This is a genomic window from Streptomyces sp. DH12 (genome assembly GCF_020873895.1).
Taxonomy (GTDB): Bacteria; Actinomycetota; Actinomycetes; order Streptomycetales; family Streptomycetaceae; genus Streptomyces.
Genome location: NZ_JAHWGT010000038.1, coordinates 32,453 through 51,988 on the forward strand (window position 1 = coordinate 32,453; position 19,536 = coordinate 51,988).

The following is a 19,536-nucleotide window of genomic DNA, read 5'->3' on the forward strand; positions in this document are numbered from 1 at the left end:
ACGTCAGCAGACCGAAAGCCAGCTGGAGGTGCGCCGTGCTCAGTGAACGCAGACTCGAGGTACTGCGCGCCATCGTCCAGGACTACGTCGGCACGGAGGAGCCCGTCGGCTCCAAGGCGCTCACCGAGCGGCACAGCCTCGGCGTGTCACCGGCCACCGTGCGCAACGACATGGCGGTGCTGGAGGAGGAGGGCTTCATCGCCCAGCCCCACACCAGCGCCGGACGCATCCCCACGGACAAGGGCTACCGCCTCTTCGTCGACAAGCTCGCCGGCGTCAAGCCGCTGTCGTCGCCGGAGCGCCGGGCCATCCAGAACTTCCTGGAGGGCGCGGTCGACCTCGACGACGTCGTGGGCCGGACGGTCCGGCTGCTCGCGCAGCTGACCCGCCAGGTCGCGGTCGTGCAGTACCCGTCGCTGACCCGGTCCACCGTGCGCCACGTCGAGCTGCTGTCGCTGGCCCCGGCCCGGCTGATGCTCGTCCTGATCACGGACACCGGGCGGGTCGAGCAGCGCATGGTCGACTGCCCCGCCCCGATCGGCGAGACGGCCGTCGCCGACCTGCGCGCCCGGCTGAACAGCCGGGTCGTCGGACGGCGCTTCGCGGACGTGCCGCAGCTGGTGCAGGACCTGCCGGAGTCCTTCGACGCGGAGGACCGCGGCACGGTCTCCACGGTGCTCTCCACGCTGCTGGAGACGCTGGTGGAGGAGACCGAGGAGCGCCTGGTGATCGGCGGGACCGCCAATCTCACGCGCTTCGGGCACGACTTCCCGCTGACCATCCGGCCGGTGCTGGAGGCGCTGGAGGAGCAGGTCGTGCTCCTCAAGCTGCTCGGCGAGGCGACGGACCCGGCCATGACCGTGCGCATCGGGCACGAGAACGCCCACGAGGGGCTGAACTCCACGTCCGTCGTCGCGGTCGGTTACGGTTCGGGCGGCGAGGCGGTCGCCAAACTCGGCGTGGTCGGACCGACCCGCATGGACTACCCCGGAACGATGGGAGCGGTACGCGCAGTGGCACGTTACGTCGGACAGATCCTGGCGGAGTCGTAAGTGGCCACGGACTACTACGCCGTACTCGGCGTGCGCCGCGACGCGTCCCAGGACGAGATCAAGAAGGCGTTCCGGAGGCTCGCCCGCGAGCTGCACCCGGACGTGAACCCCGATCCGAAGACGCAGGAGCGGTTCAAGGAGATCAACGCCGCCTACGAGGTGCTGTCCGACCCGCAGAAGAAGCAGGTCTACGACCTCGGCGGCGACCCCCTGGCGGGCGGCGGCGCGGGTGGCGCGGGCGGCTTCGGCGCGGGCGGCTTCGGGAACTTCTCCGACATCATGGACGCCTTCTTCGGCACGGCGTCCCAGCGCGGGCCCCGGTCGCGGACGCGGCGCGGCCAGGACGCGATGATCCGGCTGGAGATCGAGCTCGACGAGGCGGCCTTCGGCACCACGAAGGACCTCCAGGTCGACACGGCCGTCGTGTGCACCACCTGCTCCGGTGAGGGCGCCGCGCCCGGCACCTCGGCGCAGACGTGCGACATGTGCCGCGGCCGAGGCGAGGTGTCGCAGGTGACCCGGTCCTTCCTCGGCCAGGTCATGACGTCCCGCCCCTGCCCCCAGTGCCAGGGCTTCGGCACGGTCGTGCCGACGCCGTGCCCCGAGTGCGCGGGCGACGGCCGGGTGCGCTCCCGCCGCACGCTCACGGTCAAGATCCCGGCCGGTGTCGACAACGGCACGCGCATCCAGCTCGCCGGCGAGGGCGAGGTCGGCCCGGGCGGCGGCCCGGCGGGCGACCTGTACGTCGAGATCCACGAGCTGCCGCACCCGGTGTTCCAGCGCCGCGGCGACGACCTGCACTGCACGGTCACCATCCCGATGACGGCGGGCGCGCTCGGCACGAAGGTGCCGCTGGAGACGCTCGACGGGGTCGAGGAGGTCGACATCCGGCCCGGCACGCAGTCCGGCCAGTCGATCCCGCTGCACGGCCGGGGCGTCACGCACCTGCGGGGCGGCGGTCGCGGCGACCTCATCGTCCACGTCGAGGTGCAGACGCCGACCAAGCTCGACGCCGAGCAGGAGCGCCTGCTGCGGGAGCTGGCGGAGCTGCGCGGGGAGGAGCGGCCGACCGGCCAGTTCTCCCCGGGCCAGCAGGGCCTGTTCTCCCGTCTGAAGGACGCGTTCAACGGGCGCTAGCGGCGTCCCGCCCGCGCCGCGCGACGGCCCCCCGCGATCGCGCGGGGGGCCGTCGGGCGTGTGCGCGGACCGGCGCCGGCCGGGCGGTGCGGATGGCCCGGCCGGCGCCCCGGCGGCTGCCCGGCGTGTGGGCGGAACAGGGGATTCGGCGGCGGCGCGGGGCCGTGACACCATGCGTGCATGCCCTCCGCGCTGACCGATCTCTGCCCCCACCCGATCGTGCAGGCCCCCATGGCCGGTGGCGCCTCCTGCCCCCCGCTGGTCGCCGCCGTCTGCGAGGCGGGCGGCCTCGGCTTCCTCGCCGCCGGCTACAAGACGGCCGACGGCATGTACCAGGAGGTCCAGCAGGTCCGCGCGCTGACCGCGCGCCCCTTCGGCGTCAACCTCTTCATGCCGCAGCCCGGCCAGGCCGACCCCGCGGCCGTCGAGGTGTACCGCCACCAGCTGGCCGGCGAGTCCACCTGGTACGACACCCCCCTCGGCGACCACGACGCGGGCCGCGACGACGGCTACGACGCGAAACTCGCCATCCTCCTCGACGACCCGGTCCCGGTCGTCTCCTTCACCTTCGGCTGCCCCACCCGCGACACCGTGGACGCCTTCGCCCGCGTCGGCACCCGCACGGTCGTCACCGTCACCAGCCCCGACGAGGCGCGGGCCGCCGAGCTGGCCGGCGCCGACGCCGTGTGCGTCCAGGGCGTCGAGGCCGGCGGCCACCAGGGCACCCACCGCGACGACCCCGAGACCGCCGACGCCGGCAACGGCCTCCTCGCGCTGGTCACCCGGGTCCGCGAGGCCGTGTCCCTGCCGATGATCGCGGCGGGCGGCCTGATGCGCGGCGCCCAGATCGCCGCGGTCCTCGCCGCCGGCGCCGAGGCCGCGCAGCTCGGCACCGCCTTCCTCGTCTGCCCCGAGTCCGGCGCCCACCCCCTGCACAAGCGCGCGATGACGGACCCGCTCTTCACCCGCACCGAACTGACCCGTGCCTTCTCCGGCCGCCCGGCGCGCGGCCTGGTCAACCGGTTCGTCCGGGAGCACGGGCCGTACGCCCCGGCCGCCTACCCCGAGGTGCACCACCTGACCAGCCCGCTGCGCAAGGCCGCCGCCGCGGCCGGCGACCCGCAGGCCATGGCCCTGTGGGCGGGGCAGGGCCACCGCCTGGCCCGGGAGCTGCCCGCCGGGCAGCTCGTCGAGGTACTCCACTCGGAACTCCGGTCCGCGCTCACGGCGCTGGCCATGGGAGGAGCGTCATGACCGCCCCCGTCTTCGTCGTCGACGACCTGACGGCCGCCGCCCCCGGCGCGAGCGTCGCCCTGGACGGGGCCGAGGGCCGGCACGCGGTGTCGGTGCGCCGGCTGCGCACCGGCGAGGAGATCGTCCTGACGGACGGGGCCGGGCGCGGCGCGTACGGCACCGTCGCCGCCGTCGAGGGCAAGGACCGCCTCGACGTGGCCGTCACCGAGGTGCGCGACGAACCCCCGCCCGCGCCGCACATCACCGTGGTGCAGGCGCTCCCCAAGGGCGACCGGGGCGAGCTGGCCGTGGAGACCATGACCGAGACCGGCGTGGACGCGGTCGTGCCGTGGGCGGCGTCCCGGTGCATCACCCAGTGGAAGGGCGAGCGCGGCGCGAAGGCCCTGGCGAAGTGGCGCGCCACCGCGCGGGAGGCGGGCAAGCAGTCCCGCAGGCTCCGCTTCCCGGAGGTCGCCGACGCGGCGGGCACCCGCCAGGTCGCCCGGCTCCTGGCGGAGGCGGACTTCGCGGCCGTGCTCCACGAGGAGGGCGCCGAGCCGCTGGCCACCGCGCAGCTGCCCGCGGGCGGCCGCATCGTGCTGGTGGTGGGGCCCGAGGGGGGCGTCGCCCCCGAGGAGCTGACGGCCTTCGCGGAGGCGGGCGCCAAGCCGTACCGGCTCGGCCGCAGCGTGCTGCGCACCTCCACGGCCGGTACGGCGGCGACGGCCCTGCTGCTGGGGCGCACCGGCCGCTGGTCCTGACCGCCCGCCGCTCCCCGGCCGGCCCCGGGCCCCGGGCGGTCCACGCCCGCCGGCCCCTCGGCCGATGCCCGCCCGGTCCGGCGGGCCGGGCGGCGATAGGGTACGGAACGAACCAGTGGGTACGCCCCGTACCCGCCGCCGAGTCGAGGAAGGGGCCGCCGGCATGGCCGAAGAGCCGCGGAGTGACTGCCTGTTCTGCAAGATCGTGGCGGGGGAGGTGCCCGCGCAGGTCGTCCGCGAGACGGAGACGACCCTGGCGTTCCGCGACATCAACCCCCAGGCCCCCACCCACGTGCTGGTCATCCCCAAGGTGCACCACCCCGACGGCGCCGCGCTCGCCGCCGCCGCGCCGGAGATCGCCGCCGACGTGCTGCGCGAGACGGGCGAGGTCGCCGCGCAGGAGAAGATCGCCGGCAGCGGCTACCGCGTCATCCTCAACACCGGCACCGGCGCCGGCCAGACCGTCTTCCACGCGCACGCGCACGTCCTCGGCGGCCGCGGCCTGGAATGGCCCCCCGGGTAGGCGCCGTGTCCGTACGCGAACTCGTCGTGCTGGGTACCGCGAGCCAGGTACCCACGCGCCACCGCAACCACAACGGCTACCTGCTCCGCTGGGACGGCGGGGGCATCCTCTTCGACCCCGGCGAGGGCACCCAGCGCCAGATGCTCCGCGCCGGCGTCGCCGCCCACGACATCGACCGGATCTGCGTCACCCACTTCCACGGCGACCACTCCCTGGGCCTCGCCGGGGTCATCCAGCGCATCAACCTCGACCAGGTGCCGCACCCGGTCACCGCGCACTACCCCGCCTCCGGGCAGCGGTTCTTCGACCGGTTGCGGTACGCCACCGCCTACCGCGAGCGCGCCGACATCGTCGAGGCGCCGGTCGCCGCCGACGGCCCCGTCGCCGAGACGCCCGGCTACACCCTGGAGGCGCGGCGCCTGTCGCACCCCGTCGAGTCGTTCGGGTACCGCCTCACCGAGCCCGACGGCCGCCGGATGCTGCCCGCCGCGCTCGCCGCCCGCGGCATCAAGGGCCCCGACGTGGGCGTCCTCCAGCGCGAGGGCTCCCTGCGCGGGGTGCGGCTCGACGAGGTCAGCGAGGTCCGGCGCGGCCAGCGCTTCGCCTTCGTCATGGACACCCGGCTCTGCGACGGCGCGCACGCCCTCGCCGAGGACTGCGACCTGCTCGTCATCGAGTCGACCTTCCTCGACGAGGACACCGACCTCGCCGTCGAGCACGGCCACCTGACCGCCGGGCAGGCCGCCGCCGTCGCCCGCGACGCGGGCGTCCGCCACCTGGTCCTCACCCACTTCTCCCAGCGCTACGCCGACCCGGCCGCCTTCGAGCGGCAGGCCCGCGCCGCCGGCTTCGACGGCGAGCTGACCATCGCCCGCGACCTGGTCCGCGTCCCCCTCCCCAAGCGGAACTAGAGAGCGATGAACCTCCCCGAGAACCTCCCCAAGGCCGAACTGCACCTGCACATCGAAGGCACCCTCGAACCCGAACTGGCCTTCGCGCTCGCCGCCCGCAACGGCGTCGAGCTGCCCTTCGCCGACACCGAAGCGCTCCGCGAGGCGTACCGCTTCGGCGACCTGCAGTCCTTCCTCGACCTGTACTACGCGCTCATGGCCGTCCTGCGCACCGCGGACGACTTCACCGAGCTGGCCGACGCCTACCTGGCCCGCGCCGCCGCCCAGGGCGTCCGGCACGCCGAGGTCTTCTTCGACCCGCAGGCCCACACCGCCCGCGGCGTCCCGGTCGGCGCGGTCGTCGAGGGCCTCGCCCGGGCGCTGGAGCGGGCCGAGGAGCGGCACGGCGTCACCACGCGGCTCATCATGTGCTTCCTGCGCGACCTGCCCGCCGAGTCCGCGATGGAGACGCTGGAGTCGGTCCGGCCGTACCTGCGCCACCTCACCGCGGTCGGCCTGGACTCCGCCGAGGTCGGCCACCCGCCCGCGAAGTTCCGCGAGGTGTACGAGGCGGCCGCCGCGATGGGGCTGCGGAAGGTCGCCCACGCCGGCGAGGAGGGCCCGCCCTCCTACGTCCGCGAGGCCCTCGACGTCCTCGGCGTGGAGCGCGTCGACCACGGCCTGCGCGCCATGGAGGACCCGGAGCTGGTGGAGCGGCTGGCGCGGGAGCGCGTGCCGCTCACCCTGTGCCCGCTGTCGAACGTCCGGCTGCGCGCCGTGGACGTCCTGGAGGACCACCCGCTGCGCGCCATGATGGACGCCGGGCTCCTGGTCACCGTCAACTCCGACGACCCGGCGTACTTCGGCGGCTACGTGGGCGAGACGTTCCACGCCGTCCGCGAGGCGCTCGGGCTCACCCCGGACGACCTGCGCCTGCTGGCCCGCAACTCCTTCGAGGCGGCCTTCCTCGACGACGACGAGGCCCTTCGCGCCCGCTACCTCGCCGAGGTCGACGCCTACAGCTTCGACTGAGCCCCACCGACCGATCCGGGCCGCCCGGGGCACGCTCCGGCCGGCCCTCGTCGTACCCCCACCGCCCCGGTCCGCCCCCGGGGGCGGACCGGGGCGTACACCGGACGGATCGGGCAGACTGGCCGGATCCGCACCGCGCGACCGGGGAGCCCGCCGTGACCACACCCGCGCCCATCGGAGGGCAGCAGCACCAGCACACCGCCGGCGTCGACCCGTTGGGAGGGCTCCGCACGCCCGCGGACCCCGAGTGCGACGTCTTCCTCACCGGCACCGTGTTCCTGGACATCGTCTTCACGGGCCTCGACAGCGCCCCGGTCCGCGGGACGGAGACCTGGGCCCGCGGCATGGGCTCCAGCCCGGGCGGCGTCGCCAACATGGCCACCGCCCTGGCCCGGCTCGGACTGCGGACCTCCCTGGCCGCGGCCTTCGGCGACGACCACTACGGCGAGTACTGCTGGGACGCCCTCGCGCACGGCGAGGGCATCGACCTGTCCCGCTCGCGCACGGTGCCCGGCTGGCACTCGCCCGTGACGGTCTCCATGGCCTACGACGGCGAGCGGACGATGGTCTCGCACGGCCACGAGGCGCCGCCCGAGGGCTCCGTGCCCGCCTGCCCGCCGCGGGCGCGCGCCGCCGTCGCCTCCCTCGTGCCCGACCGCCCCGAGGAGTGGGTGGCCGGGGCCGCCCGGCACGGCACGCGGATCTTCGCCGACGTCGGCTGGGACGACACCGGCCGGTGGGACCTGGGGGCGCTGGCGGAGCTGGAGCGCTGCGAGGCGTTCCTGCCGAACGCCGAGGAGGCCATGCGCTACACCCGCACCGACTGCCCCCGCGCCGCCGCCCGCGCCCTCGCCGACCGGGTGCCGCTCGCCGTGGTGACGCTCGGCGCCGACGGCGCGTACGCCGTGGACGGCGCCACCGGCGAGACCGCCGAGGTGCCCGCCATCTCCGTGACGGCGCTGGACCCGACGGGCGCCGGGGACGTCTTCGTCGCCGGCTTCGTCACCGGGACCCTCGCCGGGTGGCCGCTCGCCGACCGGCTGGCCTTCGCCGGGCTGACGGCGGCGCTCTCCGTGCAGGAGTTCGGCGGGTCGCTCTCCGCCCCCGGCTGGGTCGAGGTGTCCGCGTGGTGGCAGTACGTGCAGGGCTCATCCGACCAGGAGCCCGCGGCGCTGCGCCGGTACGGCTTCCTGGACGCGCTCGTGCCGCCGCCCGGCCGCCGCTGGCCGCTGCGCCGGGCCGTCCCCACCATCGGCTTCCGCAGGTCCCCCTGAGCCGGGGAAAAGCCTTCGGGGATGCGGGGGGTACGCCGTACCCTGGACAGCCAGAGGTTGTCGAGCGGCGAGAACCCTGCAACAGGAGGTATGCGCAGGCCAGAGGGCCGGCCCATGACTCACACACCCACAGACCAGGTACGAGCCCACTTCACCGTACCCGCGAAGCACCCGATGGTGACCGTGCTCGGCTCGGGGGACTCCCTGCTCCGCGTGATCGAGCGGGCCTTCCCCCGCGCCGACATCCACGTCCGGGGCAACGAGATCAGCGCGGTGGGCGACGCTGCGGAGGTCGCCCTCATCCAGCGGCTGTTCGACGAGATGATGCTGGTGCTGCGCACGGGGCAGCCCATGACGGAGGACGCGGTGGAACGCTCGATCGCCATGCTCAACGAGGAGACCGGGGGAGCGGCCGAGACGCCGTCCGAGGTCCTCACCCAGAACATCCTCTCCAGTCGCGGGCGCACCATCCGCCCCAAGACGCTCAACCAGAAGCGGTACGTCGACGCGATCGACAAGCACACGATCGTCTTCGGCATCGGTCCCGCCGGCACGGGCAAGACCTACCTGGCCATGGCCAAGGCGGTCCAGGCCCTGCAGTCCAAGCAGGTCAACCGGATCATCCTGACCCGGCCGGCCGTCGAGGCGGGCGAGCGGCTCGGCTTCCTGCCGGGCACGCTCTACGAGAAGATCGACCCGTACCTGCGCCCCCTGTACGACGCGCTGCACGACATGCTCGACCCCGACTCGATCCCGCGCCTCATGGCGGCGGGCACGATCGAGGTGGCGCCCCTGGCGTACATGCGCGGCCGCACGCTCAACGACGCCTTCATCATCCTCGACGAGGCGCAGAACACGAACCCCGAGCAGATGAAGATGTTCCTGACCCGGCTCGGTTTCGACTCCAAGATCGTCATCACCGGTGACGTCACTCAGGTCGACCTGCCGAACGGCACCAAGAGCGGTCTGCGGCAGGTGCAGGACATCCTGGAGGGCGTCCAGGACGTCCACTTCTCCCGCCTCACGTCCCACGACGTCGTCCGGCACAAGCTGGTCGGCCGTATTGTCGACGCGTACGAGCAGTACGACACCCGAAACGGGCGTTGACCACCCGAAGCGAGAGACCGAAACAGCACCATGTCGATCGACGTCAACAACGAGTCCGGCACCGAGGTCGACGAGCAGGCGATCCTCGACGTCGCGCGCTACGCGCTCGCGCGGATGCGCATCCATCCCCTGTCCGAGCTCTCGGTGATCGTCGTGGACGCCGAGGCGATGGAGCAGCTGCACATCCAGTGGATGGACCTGCCGGGCCCGACGGATGTCATGTCCTTCCCGATGGACGAGCTGCGCCCGCCGTCGAAGGACGACGACGAGCCGCCGCAGGGGCTGCTCGGTGACATCGTGCTCTGCCCGGAGGTCGCCGAGCGGCAGGGCCGCGAGGCCCCCACGCAGCACTCCATGGACGAGGAGCTCCAACTGCTCACGGTCCACGGCGTGCTGCACCTCCTCGGCTACGACCACGAGGAGCCCGACGAGAAGGCCGAGATGTTCGGCCTCCAGGCGGCGATCGTCGACGGCTGGCGCGCGGAGAAGGGCCTGACCGGCCCCTCCCCGGCGCCGACCGTGTCATGAGCGGCCAACTCGTCCTGGGCGCGGTCGCGCTCGTCGTCGTCGCCTGGCTCGCGGCGTGCGCGGAGGCGGGCCTCGCCCGCGTCTCCGGCTTCCGCGCCGCCGAGGCCGTGCGGTCCGGGCGGCGCGGGGCGGCCCGGCTCGCCCAGGTCGCCTCCGACCCGACCCGGTACCTGAACGTGGCCCTGCTCGTCCGGGTGGCCTGCGAGATGGCCGCCGGCGCGCTCGTCACCTACGCCTGCCTGGAGGAGTTCGCGACGACCTGGGTCGCGCTGCTCGTGGCGATCGGCGTGATGGTCCTCGTGTCGTACGTCGCCGTCGGCGTCTCGCCGCGCACGATCGGCCGGCAGCACCCGCTGAACACCGCCACGGCCGCGGCGTACGTCCTGCTGCCGCTGGCCCGCGTCATGGGGCCGGTCCCGCAGCTGCTGATCCTCATCGGCAACGCCCTCACCCCCGGCAAGGGGTTCCGCAAGGGGCCCTTCGCGTCCGAGGCGGAGCTGCGGGCCATGGTCGACCTGGCCGAGCAGGAGTCGCTCATCGAGGACGACGAGCGCCGCATGGTGCACTCCGTCTTCGAGCTGGGCGACACCCTGGTCCGCGAGGTGATGGTGCCGCGCACCGACCTGGTCTCCATCGAGCGGTACAAGACCGTCCGCCAGGCCCTCACCCTCGCGCTGCGCTCCGGCTTCTCCCGGATACCGGTGACCGGCGAGAACGAGGACGACATCGTCGGCATCGTGTACCTGAAGGACCTGGTCCGCCGGACCCACGTCAACCGCGAGGCCGAGGCCCAGCTCGTCTCCACCGCCATGCGGGCCGCGGCCTTCGTGCCGGACACCAAGAACGCCGGCGACCTGCTCCGCGAGATGCAGCAGGAGCGCAACCACGTCGCGGTCGTCATCGACGAGTACGGCGGCACGGCCGGGATCGTCACCATCGAGGACATCCTGGAGGAGATCGTCGGGGAGATCACCGACGAGTACGACCGGGAGCTGCCGCCCGTCGAGGAACTCGGCGACGGGCGCTACCGCGTGACGGCCCGGCTCGACATCGGCGACCTCGGCGAGCTGTTCGGCCTCGACGCGTACGACGACGAGGACGTCGAGACGGTCGGCGGGCTCCTCGCCAAGGCGCTGGGCCGCGTGCCCATCGCCGGGGCCTCGGCCGTGGTCGACCTGCCCGACGGCCGCTCCCTGCGGCTCACCGCCGAGTCCCCGGCCGGCCGCCGCAACAGGATCGTGACGGTCCTCGCCGAGCCGCTGCGGCCGGATCCGGAGCCCGAGCCCGAGCCCGAGCCGAAGGACGAGGCCGCGTGACGCCGGAGCGGCTGAGGGCGCTCTGCCTCGACTTCGCCGGCGCGGCGGAGGAGTTCCCCTTCGGCCCCGAGACGTCCGTGTTCAAGGTCGGCGGGCGGATCTTCGCCCTGGGCGCGCTCGACGGGCGGCCGCTCACCGTGAACCTCAAGTGCGACCCCGAGGAGGCGCTGCGGCTGCGCGCCGAGCACCCCGGGCTGGTCGTCCCCGGGTACCACATGAACAAGCGGCACTGGAACACCGTCACCGTCGGCGCCCTGCCCGAGTCCCTCGTCCGCGAGCTGGTCGAGGACTCCTACGACCTGGTCGTCGCCGGCCTCCCCCGGGCCCTGCGCCTGCGCCTGGACCGGCCGTAGGCAGGCCCGGGCGGGCGCCGACTTATGCTCGGTCCATGACACAGAGCACCGACATCGACCCCGAGGACCGCAAGATCATCACGCTGGCGCGCAGCGCCCGCGCCCGCAACGGCGTCCCCGAGGGGGCGGCGGTGCGGGACGAGACCGGCCGGACGTACGTCGCCGGGACGGTCGCCCTGGAGTCCCTCCGGCTCAGCGCGCTGCGCACCGCCGTGGCGATGGCCGTGGCCAGCGGCGCCCGGTCGCTGGAGGCGGCGGCCGTCGTCTCGGAGGCGGAGGCCCTCGACGAGGCCGACCTCGCCGCGGTCCGCGACCTGGGCGGGCCGGCCACCCCGGTGCTGCTGGCCGGCCCGGACGCGGCCGTGCGCGCCACCGTGACGGCGGGCTGACTGCCGGCGTCGGCGGGGGCCTCGGCGGGCCCGCCGGCGGGCGCCGGCCGGACCCGGCGGCGCCCGCCGGAGCCGCGCGGTACGTGACGCGTGCCGGGATCGGGGACAATGGCCCCCATGAGCGTTCGTAAACCAGAAACCGAAGCGACCCACCGGGCCGGCTTCGCGTGCTTCGTCGGCCGTCCCAACGCGGGCAAGTCCACCCTCACGAACGCCCTGGTCGGACAGAAGGTGGCCATCACCTCCAACCGGCCGCAGACCACCCGCCACACCGTGCGCGGCATCGTGCACCGGCCGGACGCGCAGCTCGTGCTGGTGGACACGCCCGGCCTGCACAAGCCGCGCACGCTGCTGGGCGAGCGGCTCAACGACGTGGTGCGCACCACGTGGGCCGAGGTCGACGTCATCGGCTTCTGCGTGCCCGCCGACCAGAAGGTCGGCCCCGGCGACCGGTACATCGCCAAGGAGCTCGCCGGGATCAGGAAGACCCCGAAGGTCGCCATCGTCACCAAGACGGACCTCGTCGACTCCAAGACCCTCGCCGAGCAGCTCATCGCCATCGACCGGCTCGGCAAGGAGCTCGGCATCGAGTGGGCGGAGATCGTCCCCGTGTCCGCGGTGGGCGACAAGCAGGTGCGGCTCGTCGCCGACCTGCTGGTCCCGCTCCTGCCCGAGGGCCCGGCGCTGTACCCCGAGGGCGACCTCACCGACGAGCCCGAGCAGGTCATGGTCGCCGAGCTGATCCGCGAGGCCGCCCTGGAGGGCGTCCGCGACGAGCTGCCGCACTCGATCGCCGTGGTCGTCGAGGAGATGCTGCCCCGCGAGGGTCGCCCCGAGGACCGGCCGCTGCTGGACATCCACGCCAACGTCTACATCGAGCGCCCCAGCCAGAAGGGGATCGTCATCGGCCCCCAGGGCAAGCGCCTGAAGGAGGTCGGCATCAAGTCCCGCCAGCAGATCGAGGCGCTGCTGGGCACCCCGGTCTTCCTCGACCTGCACGTGAAGGTGGCCAAGGACTGGCAGCGGGACCCGCGCCAGCTGCGCAAGCTGGGCTTCTGAGCCCGGCGGCGGAGGGCGCGCCCACGCGCCCCCGCCGCGGCACCGCGCTCAAGCGCCCTCCCGCAGCACCCGCGACACCAGCTCCCGCTGCGCCTCGGTCAGGTCCGGCTCGGCGCAGTGCGCCGTCCGGCCGTCGACCGTGATCTCGTAGTGGAACCCGTCGGGCACCCCGGCCCCCCGCGCCCCGACCCCTCGCGGCCCGGCCTCCCGCGCCCCTGTCCCGCCGTGCGGGCACCCGCCGCGGGCCCCGTCACGGGTGGTGGCGCCGGCGTCGCCGGTGTCGCCGGTCAGGGCCGCCTCGGCCAGCCGGTGCCACGCGTCGGCGTCCGGCAGGTCGCGGGTGTCCACCCGCGCCCTGCGCTCGATGCCCGCGAAGCCGCCCGTGCGCCGTACCTCGATCCGCATGGCCCCCGTCTACCCGCCCGTGGGCACTCCCACCGTCGACCACGCCTTGAGCACCGCCTCGGCCTCCGCGCCGGAGGCGCCGTACCGCTCGCGCGCGGCCGCGGCGGTCAGCCGGGCGAACGCGGCGAAGTCCGCCGTCTCCTTGAGCTTGCCGCCGGTCAGCACGTCGTACCAGATCTGCCCGGCCCGCTCCCAGGCGTGCCCGCCCAGCGCCGTCGCCGTCAGGTAGAAGGCGTGGTTGGGAATGCCGCTGTTGATGTGCACGCCGCCGTTGTCGGCGGCCGTGTCGACGTAGTCGGCCATCCGCGCGGGCTGCGGGTCCTTGCCGAGGACGTCGTCGTCGTACGCCGTGCCGGGCGCCTTCATCGAGCGCAGCGCCTCGCCCTGCACCCGGTCGGACAGGAGGCCCGCGCCGATCAGCCAGTCGGCCTGCTCGGCGGTCTGGCCCAGGGCGTACTGCTTGACCAGCGACCCGAAGACGTCCGACATCGACTCGTTCAGGGCGCCGGGCTGGCTGAAGTAGGCGAGGTTCGCCGTGTACTGGGTGACGCCGTGCGCAAGCTCGTGGCCGATCACGTCGACCGCGAGGGTGAAGTCCTCGAAGACCTCGCCGTCGCCGTCGCCGAACACCATCTGCTCGCCGTTCCAGAAGGCGTTGGCGTACTCCCGGTCGTAGTGGACGGTCGCGTCCAGCGGCAGCCCGGCGCCGTCGACGGAGTCCCGCCGGAAGGCTTCGAGGAAGAGGGTGAACGTGGCGCCGAGCCCGGCGTACGCGCGGTTGACGGTCGCGTCGGCCCCGGGCTCCTGGCCCTCCGTGCGGACCTTCCTCCCGGGCAGGCGGGTGCCGTGCTCGGCGTCGTGGACGGTGCGGCGGGGCTTGCCGGTCGCGGCGGCCGCGTCGCGGGCGGCGGCGCGGGCGCCCGTGACCGTGGCCAGGCGGCGGGCGGCGCGGTTGGCCTCGTCGGCAGCGAGGGTGCGGCGGGCGGCCCGGGCGGCCGCCGTGTCGCCGGAGCGGGCCAGCCGGTCGAGGAGGTGCGGGGGGACGATCGTGCAGAACACCCGGGAAGGGCGAGAGAACGCGGTCATGTCTCGCAATGTGGCAGCGCGTCACGGTGAAGTCACTGGTTGCGACGTGGATTGACGAAAAGGAGTGATTCCTCACCCTTTGGGGATTGGCCCGCGGCGTCCCGCATACTGGAACGGCACCTCCGCCTCCGCCGACCCTGGGCTAGGCTGCTGCGCATCATGCGTTTCGGGCTGCTTCTCCTTAGCCGCCGCGGCGAGGGCCTGTAGTCGTAGGCCGACCCCCTCCCCGCGGAGTCTGGTGCTGCTTCGACCCAGTCGGCCGTCCCCTTGCAGGACAACCGAGGAGCCCTACGCCATGTCCCAGCCCGTCGGCCGCCCCACGCCCGTCACCAACGCCACGCACGCCCAGCAGCCGTCCGGGATGCCGATCCACAAGTACGGCCCGTACGAGGCCGTCGACATCCCCGACCGCACGTGGCCGGACCGGCGCGTCACCAAGGCCCCCCGCTGGCTCTCCACCGACCTGCGGGACGGCAACCAGGCGCTGATCGACCCCATGTCGCCAGCCCGCAAGCGCGAGATGTTCGACCTGCTGGTCCGCATGGGCTTCAAGGAGATCGAGGTCGGCTTCCCCTCCTCCGGCGAGACCGACTTCCAGTTCGTGCGCTCCATCATCGAGGACGGCGCGATCCCCGAGGACGTGACGATCTCCGTGCTGACGCAGGCGCGCGAGGAGCTGATCGAGCGGACCGTGGAGTCGCTGCGCGGCGCCCACCGGGCCACCGTGCACCTGTACAACGCCACCGCGCCCGTCTTCCGCCGCGTGGTCTTCCGCGGCACCAAGGACCAGGTGCGGCAGATCGCCGTCGACGGCACGCGCCTGGTGATGGAGTACGCCGACAAGCTGCTGGGCGACGAGACCGTCTTCGGCTACCAGTACAGCCCGGAGATCTTCACCGACACCGAGCTGGACTTCGCCCTGGAGGTCTGCGAGGGCGTCATGGACGTCTGGCAGCCCGAGGAGGGCCGCGAGATCATCCTCAACCTGCCCGCGACGGTGGAGCGCTCGACCCCCTCCACGCACGCGGACCGGTTCGAGTGGATGTCGCGCCACCTGTCGCGGCGCGAGTACGTCTGCCTCTCCGTCCACCCGCACAACGACCGCGGGACCGCCGTCGCGGCGGCCGAGCTGGCCGTCATGGCCGGCGCCGACCGCATCGAGGGCTGCCTCTTCGGGCAGGGCGAGCGGACCGGCAACGTCGACCTGGTCACCCTGGGCATGAACCTGTTCTCGCAGGGCGTCGACCCGCAGCTGGACTTCTCGCAGATCGACGAGATCCGCCGCACCTCCGAGTACTGCAACCAGATGGAGGTCCACCCGCGCCACCCCTACGCGGGCGACCTGGTCTACACCGCCTTCTCCGGCTCCCACCAGGACGCCATCAAGAAGGGCTTCGACGCGATGGAGGCCGACGCGGCCGCCCGGGGGAAGACCGTCGACGAGATCGAGTGGGCGGTGCCGTACCTGCCCATCGACCCCAAGGACGTCGGCCGCTCCTACGAGGCCGTGATCCGGGTCAACTCGCAGTCCGGCAAGGGCGGCATCGCCTACGTGCTGAAGAACGACCACAAGCTGGACCTGCCGCGCCGGATGCAGATCGAGTTCTCCCGGATCATCCAGGCGAAGACCGACGCCGAGGGCGGCGAGGTCACGCCGAAGGACATCTGGGCCGTCTTCCAGGACGAGTACCTGCCGAACCCGGACAACCCCTGGGGGCGCGTCCAGCTGCGGTCCGGGCAGACCACCACGGACAAGGACGGCACGGACACGCTGACCGCCGAGGCCGTGGTGGACGGCGTCGACACGGTGCTGAGCGGTTCCGGGAACGGCCCGATCTCGGCGTTCTTCGACGCGCTGCAGTCCATCGGCATCGACGTGCGGCTGCTGGACTACCAGGAGCACACGATGAGCGAGGGCGCCTCCGCGCAGGCCGCCTCGTACATCGAATGCGCCATCGACGGCAAGGTCCTGTGGGGCATCGGCATCGACGCCAACACCACCCGCGCCTCGCTGAAGGCGGTCATCTCGGCCGTCAACCGCTCCGCGCGCTGACCCGCGGGCGCCGCGTCGCCGGACCCCGTCCCCCGGCCGGGGGCGGGGTTCGGCCATGTCGTTGGCGTTCTCTGGACGAGGTACTGACGGCGCATCACGGATGTGGCTAACATCACGTCCACGTCGGCAAGGTGGCCGAGGTGTCAGGAGGTGCGACGTGCAGACGACACGGGGACCGCGGAGATCGCGCGGCCGGAAGCTCCGCATTTGTTCCGTCCACACCGCGTGGCACACCGTCGGCGACGGCGAGTTCTTCTGCCCCGGCTGCGGCGGCGATCGCAACTACCGCCGCCGCACCGGCCGTCGCCGCCTCACCCTGCTGGGTGTCCCGCTGCTGCCGCGCGGGGTCACCGGCCCCGTCGTCGAGTGCGCCGCCTGCCACGACCGGTTCGGCACGGACGTGCTGGACCACCCGACCACGGCCCGGTTCTCCGCGATGCTCCGCGACGCCGTGCACACCGTCGCCCTGGCGGTCCTCGCCGCGGGCGGCACCTCCTCCGCCACGGCCGTGCGGACCGCCGTCCACGCCGTCCGGGCCGCCGGGTACGAGGACTGCACCGACGACAGTCTGACCGGCCTCATCGACGCCCTCGCCGCCGACACCGGCCGGTACCTCGGAGACGTCGACGGGCCGTGCGGCGCGGCCCTCGCCATCGAGCTGCACGAGGCGCTGGAACCGCTCTCGCCGCACCTCGCCGCGGCGGGCCGCGAGTCGATCCTGCTGCAGGGCGCCCGGATCGCCCTCGCCGACGGCGCCTACAGCCCCGCCGAGCGGGAGGTCCTCGCCACCGTGGGCAACGCCCTGCTGCTGCGGCCCGACGACACCACCCGCCTCATCGAAGCGGCGCGCACCCCGTTCTGAGCCCCCGCCGGGGGCCCGCGACGGTGTGCGCGCCGGGACCGGCCGGCCGCCCCCGGCGGGCAGCCGGGAACCGGTGTCAGACCTCGACGCCGCTCGCCCGCAGCATCTCCTCGCGCTCCACGATCTTCACGCGCTCCCGGCCCTCCGCCTCGCCGCGCGCCCGCTCGGCCGCGTCGAGCCGGTACCAGCCCTCCCACGTGGTGTACGCGACGCCCCGGCCCTCCAGGAACCGCACCACGGCCTCCTCGCCGGGCGCCTCGGGCGCCGGCAGCCGGCCCTCGCGGTGGTCCTCCAGCAGGTTCGCGACGGTCTCGTTCGCGTCGCCCTTGGTGTGGCCGATCAGCCCGATCGGGCCGCGGCGGATCCACCCCGTCACGTAGGTGGAGCGGACGTGCTCGCCGCCCTCGACCACCCGGCCACCCTCGTCCGGGACCGTGCCGGAGGCCGGGTCCCAGGGCAGCTTCGGCAGCTCCTCGGAGAGGTAGCCGACCGCGCGGTACACGGCCTGGACGTCCCAGGTGGTGAACTCCCCGGTGCCCCGGACGTTGCCCGTGCCGTCCAGCTCGGTGCGCTCGGTGCGCAGGCCGACGACCCTGCCGTCCTCGCCGAGGATCTCGGAGGGCGACTCGAAGAAGTGCAGGAACAGCTTGTGCGGGCGGTCGCCGGCGTCCCGGATCGCCCAGTTCTCCAGGGTCTTGGCGACCATGTCGACCTGCTTGTTGGAGCGCCGGGCGTCGATGGAGCCCTGGTCGTAGTCGATGTCCTCGGGGTTGACGACGACCTCGATGCTGGGGGAGTGGTCCAGCTCGCGCAGCTCCATGGGGCTGAACTTCGCCTGGGCCGGGCCGCGCCGCCCGAACACGTGGATCTCGCGGGCCCGGTTGGCCTTCAGCCCCTCGTGGACGTTGGGGGGTATCTCCGTCGGCAGCAGCTCGTCGGCGGTCTTGGCCAGGACGCGCGCCACGTCCAGGGCAACGTTGCCGACGCCCAGCACGGCGACCTTCTCGGCCTCCAGCGGCCAGGTACGCGGCACGTCGGGGTGGCCGTCGTACCAGGAGACGAAGTCGGCCGCGCCGTAGGAGCCGTCCAGCTCCACGCCCGGGATGCGCAGCTCGCGGTCGGCGTCGGCGCCCGTGGAGAAGACCACCGCGTCGTAGAAGGCGCGCAGGTCGTCCAGGGTGATGTCGGACGGGTAGTCGACGTTGCCGAAGAGGCGGACCTGCGGCTTGTCCAGCACCTGGTGGAGCGCCGTGACGATGCCCTTGATGCGGGGGTGGTCCGGGGCGACGCCGTACCGGATCAGGCCGAAAGGCGCCGGCATGCGCTCGAAGAGGTCGATGGAGACGCCCGGGTCGGCGGCGGCCTCGGACTTCAGCAGTGCGTCGGCGGCGTAGATGCCGGCCGGGCCGGCACCGACGATCGCGACCCGCAGGGGGCGGGGCATGGCAGGTTCCCTTCGACGGTCAGCACTTCTCGTCCGCCAGCCTCACAAGCGCGGGGGTGGAGCGGTACCCGGTTCTGGTCTATGACCACATAAGCCTTGCTTATGGGGTATCGAAGTGACGGTTGGGGCAATCCGGTCCGGTCGGACCGTGATCACCACCCTATGGGGCCCGCGGCGGTGCCCCGGCCCTGGGGGTCGACGCCCGGCCACCCGCCGCGGACGGCACCGGGCACCCCCGCCCGTACGGGAGAATGGGCCCATGAGCCTGTTCCGTGACGACGGCGTCGTGCTGCGCACCCAGAAGCTGGGTGAGGCCGACCGGATCATCACGTTCCTCACCCGCGGCCACGGGCGCGTGCGCGCCGTGGCGCGCGGGGTGCGCCGGACCAAGTCGAAGTTCGGCGCGCGGCTCGAACCCTTCTCGCACGTGGACGTCCAGTTCTTCTCCCGCGGCGCCGAGCTCGTCGGGCGGGGCCTGCCGCTGTGCACGCAGACCGAGACCATCGCCGCGTACGGCAGCGGCATCGTCACCGACTACACCCGGTACACCGCCGGCACCGCGATGCTGGAGACCGCCGAGCGGTTCACCGACCACGAGGGCGAGCCCGCCGTCCAGCAGTACCTGCTGCTCGTCGGCGCCCTGCGCACCCTCGCCCGCGGCGAGCACGCCCCGCGCCTGGTCCTCGACGCGTTCCTGCTGCGCTCGCTCGCCGTCAACGGCTACGCCCCCTCCTTCGAGGACTGCGCCCGCTGCGGCATCCACGGGCCGAACCGGTTCTTCTCGGTGGCGGCGGGCGGCGTGGTCTGCGGCGACTGCCGGGTGCCGGGCAGCGTCGTACCCTCTGCGGAGGCCGTCGGTCTGCTCAGCGCCCTGCTGAGCGGTGACTGGGCCACCGCGGACGCGTGCGAGGCGCGCCACGTCCGGGAGGGGAGCGGACTGGTGTCCGCCTACCTGCACTGGCACCTGGAGCGCGGACTGCGCTCGCTCCGCTACGTGGAGAAGTAGAGAACTAGGAGATGTGAGCCGCATGG

At 73.5% G+C, this 19,536-nt stretch carries 20 protein-coding genes; 17 read left to right on the plus strand and 3 right to left on the minus strand.

Translation table 11 applies throughout. The features are described 5' to 3' along the window. Window positions 1–35 precede the first annotated feature (35 nt). The 14 genes from hrcA to era all read left to right on the plus strand — a co-directional run bounded on the left by hrcA (window position 36) and on the right by era (window position 12,654). Window positions 36–1,052, plus strand: coding sequence for a heat-inducible transcriptional repressor HrcA (gene hrcA / locus LPA54_RS27485; RefSeq protein ID WP_228982553.1), 1,017 nt, complete (start codon window positions 36–38; stop codon window positions 1,050–1,052). Continuing rightward, on the plus strand, window positions 1,053–2,189 hold the full coding sequence (dnaJ, locus tag LPA54_RS27490; protein ID WP_228982555.1) for a molecular chaperone DnaJ: 1,137 nt from the start codon (window positions 1,053–1,055) through the stop codon (window positions 2,187–2,189). A gap of 180 nt (window positions 2,190–2,369) precedes the next feature. Further along, complete coding sequence (locus LPA54_RS27495; protein ID WP_228982556.1) at window positions 2,370–3,443, plus strand: nitronate monooxygenase; 1,074 nt, start codon at window positions 2,370–2,372, stop codon at window positions 3,441–3,443. Further along, window positions 3,440–4,183 carry a 16S rRNA (uracil(1498)-N(3))-methyltransferase gene (locus LPA54_RS27500; RefSeq protein ID WP_228982558.1) on the plus strand — a complete coding sequence of 248 codons (744 nt, stop codon included), beginning with the start codon at window positions 3,440–3,442 and terminating at the stop codon, window positions 4,181–4,183. The genes LPA54_RS27495 and LPA54_RS27500 overlap by 4 nt, the downstream gene beginning before the upstream one ends. 163 nt (window positions 4,184–4,346) lie before the next feature. Beyond that, window positions 4,347–4,706, plus strand: a complete 360-nt coding sequence (locus tag LPA54_RS27505) for a histidine triad nucleotide-binding protein (RefSeq protein ID WP_228982561.1) — start codon at window positions 4,347–4,349, stop codon at window positions 4,704–4,706. A gap of 5 nt (window positions 4,707–4,711) precedes the next feature. Further along, the gene (locus LPA54_RS27510; protein WP_228982562.1) at window positions 4,712–5,617 is read left to right on the plus strand and encodes a ribonuclease Z; all 906 of its coding nucleotides are present in this window, start codon (window positions 4,712–4,714) and stop codon (window positions 5,615–5,617) included. Window positions 5,618–5,623: 6 nt separating this feature from the next. Continuing rightward, window positions 5,624–6,628, plus strand: a complete 1,005-nt coding sequence (locus LPA54_RS27515; RefSeq protein WP_228982564.1) for an adenosine deaminase — start codon at window positions 5,624–5,626, stop codon at window positions 6,626–6,628. 155 nt (window positions 6,629–6,783) lie between these two features. After that, window positions 6,784–7,902 carry a PfkB family carbohydrate kinase gene (locus tag LPA54_RS27520; RefSeq protein ID WP_228982565.1) on the plus strand — a complete coding sequence of 373 codons (1,119 nt, stop codon included), beginning with the start codon at window positions 6,784–6,786 and terminating at the stop codon, window positions 7,900–7,902. 114 nt (window positions 7,903–8,016) lie between these two features. After that, complete coding sequence (locus tag LPA54_RS27525; protein WP_228982567.1) at window positions 8,017–9,009, plus strand: PhoH family protein; 993 nt, start codon at window positions 8,017–8,019, stop codon at window positions 9,007–9,009. 30 nt (window positions 9,010–9,039) lie between these two features. Continuing rightward, window positions 9,040–9,537 (plus strand): rRNA maturation RNase YbeY, encoded by a 498-nt coding sequence (gene ybeY, locus LPA54_RS27530; protein WP_228982569.1) that lies wholly within the window; start codon window positions 9,040–9,042, stop codon window positions 9,535–9,537. Continuing rightward, window positions 9,534–10,853, plus strand: coding sequence for a hemolysin family protein (locus LPA54_RS27535; protein WP_228982571.1), 1,320 nt, complete (start codon window positions 9,534–9,536; stop codon window positions 10,851–10,853). Before ybeY ends, LPA54_RS27535 begins: the two co-directional genes overlap by 4 nt. Further along, window positions 10,850–11,206, plus strand: coding sequence for an MmcQ/YjbR family DNA-binding protein (locus tag LPA54_RS27540; protein ID WP_228982574.1), 357 nt, complete (start codon window positions 10,850–10,852; stop codon window positions 11,204–11,206). Before LPA54_RS27535 ends, LPA54_RS27540 begins: the two co-directional genes overlap by 4 nt. A gap of 35 nt (window positions 11,207–11,241) precedes the next feature. Further along, complete coding sequence (locus LPA54_RS27545; RefSeq protein WP_228982576.1) at window positions 11,242–11,595, plus strand: cytidine deaminase; 354 nt, start codon at window positions 11,242–11,244, stop codon at window positions 11,593–11,595. A 108-nt stretch (window positions 11,596–11,703) separates the two neighbouring features. After that, window positions 11,704–12,654, plus strand: a complete 951-nt coding sequence (era, locus tag LPA54_RS27550; protein ID WP_228982584.1) for a GTPase Era — start codon at window positions 11,704–11,706, stop codon at window positions 12,652–12,654. Between the two features lie 48 nt (window positions 12,655–12,702). Here era and LPA54_RS27555 read toward each other — a convergent pair whose 3' ends face one another. Next, window positions 12,703–13,059: a protealysin inhibitor emfourin gene (locus LPA54_RS27555; RefSeq protein ID WP_228982585.1), complete on the minus strand. Its 357-nt coding sequence runs from the start codon at window positions 13,057–13,059 to the stop codon at window positions 12,703–12,705. Between the two features lie 9 nt (window positions 13,060–13,068). Further along, on the minus strand, window positions 13,069–14,145 hold the full coding sequence (locus LPA54_RS27560) for a M4 family metallopeptidase (protein ID WP_228982586.1): 1,077 nt from the start codon (window positions 14,143–14,145) through the stop codon (window positions 13,069–13,071). A 295-nt stretch (window positions 14,146–14,440) separates the two neighbouring features. Here LPA54_RS27560 and leuA point away from each other — a divergent pair, with 295 nt between their 5' ends. Both leuA and LPA54_RS27570 read left to right on the plus strand, forming a co-directional pair. Next, complete coding sequence (leuA, locus tag LPA54_RS27565; protein WP_228982588.1) at window positions 14,441–16,198, plus strand: 2-isopropylmalate synthase; 1,758 nt, start codon at window positions 14,441–14,443, stop codon at window positions 16,196–16,198. A 157-nt stretch (window positions 16,199–16,355) separates the two neighbouring features. Continuing rightward, on the plus strand, window positions 16,356–17,060 hold the full coding sequence (locus LPA54_RS27570; protein WP_228982590.1) for a TerB family tellurite resistance protein: 705 nt from the start codon (window positions 16,356–16,358) through the stop codon (window positions 17,058–17,060). A 76-nt stretch (window positions 17,061–17,136) separates the two neighbouring features. Here the strand turns inward: LPA54_RS27570 and LPA54_RS27575 are convergent, their stop codons facing one another. After that, complete coding sequence (locus LPA54_RS27575) at window positions 17,137–18,504, minus strand: FAD-dependent oxidoreductase (protein WP_228982593.1); 1,368 nt, start codon at window positions 18,502–18,504, stop codon at window positions 17,137–17,139. 259 nt (window positions 18,505–18,763) lie between these two features. Between LPA54_RS27575 and recO the strand changes: the two genes are divergently transcribed. After that, window positions 18,764–19,510, plus strand: a complete 747-nt coding sequence (gene recO, locus LPA54_RS27580; RefSeq protein WP_228982599.1) for a DNA repair protein RecO — start codon at window positions 18,764–18,766, stop codon at window positions 19,508–19,510. Window positions 19,511–19,536 lie beyond the last annotated feature (26 nt).

What these genes read in the sequence shown, in the direction of transcription:
- LPA54_RS27535 (WP_228982571.1), top strand. Translation starts at nt 9,534, where the DNA reads ATGAGCGGCCAACTCGTCCTGGGCGCGGTCGCGCTCGTCGTCGTCGCC.
- LPA54_RS27545 (WP_228982576.1), top strand. Translation starts at nt 11,242, where the DNA reads ATGACACAGAGCACCGACATCGACCCCGAGGACCGCAAGATCATCACG.
- LPA54_RS27560 (WP_228982586.1), bottom strand. Translation starts at nt 14,145, where the DNA reads ATGACCGCGTTCTCTCGCCCTTCCCGGGTGTTCTGCACGATCGTCCCC.
- LPA54_RS27500 (WP_228982558.1), top strand. Translation starts at nt 3,440, where the DNA reads ATGACCGCCCCCGTCTTCGTCGTCGACGACCTGACGGCCGCCGCCCCC.
- LPA54_RS27575 (WP_228982593.1), bottom strand. Translation starts at nt 18,504, where the DNA reads ATGCCCCGCCCCCTGCGGGTCGCGATCGTCGGTGCCGGCCCGGCCGGC.
- LPA54_RS27525 (WP_228982567.1), top strand. Translation starts at nt 8,017, where the DNA reads ATGACTCACACACCCACAGACCAGGTACGAGCCCACTTCACCGTACCC.
- LPA54_RS27505 (WP_228982561.1), top strand. Translation starts at nt 4,347, where the DNA reads ATGGCCGAAGAGCCGCGGAGTGACTGCCTGTTCTGCAAGATCGTGGCG.
- recO (WP_228982599.1), top strand. Translation starts at nt 18,764, where the DNA reads ATGAGCCTGTTCCGTGACGACGGCGTCGTGCTGCGCACCCAGAAGCTG.
- leuA (WP_228982588.1), top strand. Translation starts at nt 14,441, where the DNA reads ATGTCCCAGCCCGTCGGCCGCCCCACGCCCGTCACCAACGCCACGCAC.
- era (WP_228982584.1), top strand. Translation starts at nt 11,704, where the DNA reads ATGGCCCCCATGAGCGTTCGTAAACCAGAAACCGAAGCGACCCACCGG.
- LPA54_RS27515 (WP_228982564.1), top strand. Translation starts at nt 5,624, where the DNA reads ATGAACCTCCCCGAGAACCTCCCCAAGGCCGAACTGCACCTGCACATC.
- LPA54_RS27555 (WP_228982585.1), bottom strand. Translation starts at nt 13,059, where the DNA reads ATGCGGATCGAGGTACGGCGCACGGGCGGCTTCGCGGGCATCGAGCGC.
- ybeY (WP_228982569.1), top strand. Translation starts at nt 9,040, where the DNA reads ATGTCGATCGACGTCAACAACGAGTCCGGCACCGAGGTCGACGAGCAG.
- LPA54_RS27495 (WP_228982556.1), top strand. Translation starts at nt 2,370, where the DNA reads ATGCCCTCCGCGCTGACCGATCTCTGCCCCCACCCGATCGTGCAGGCC.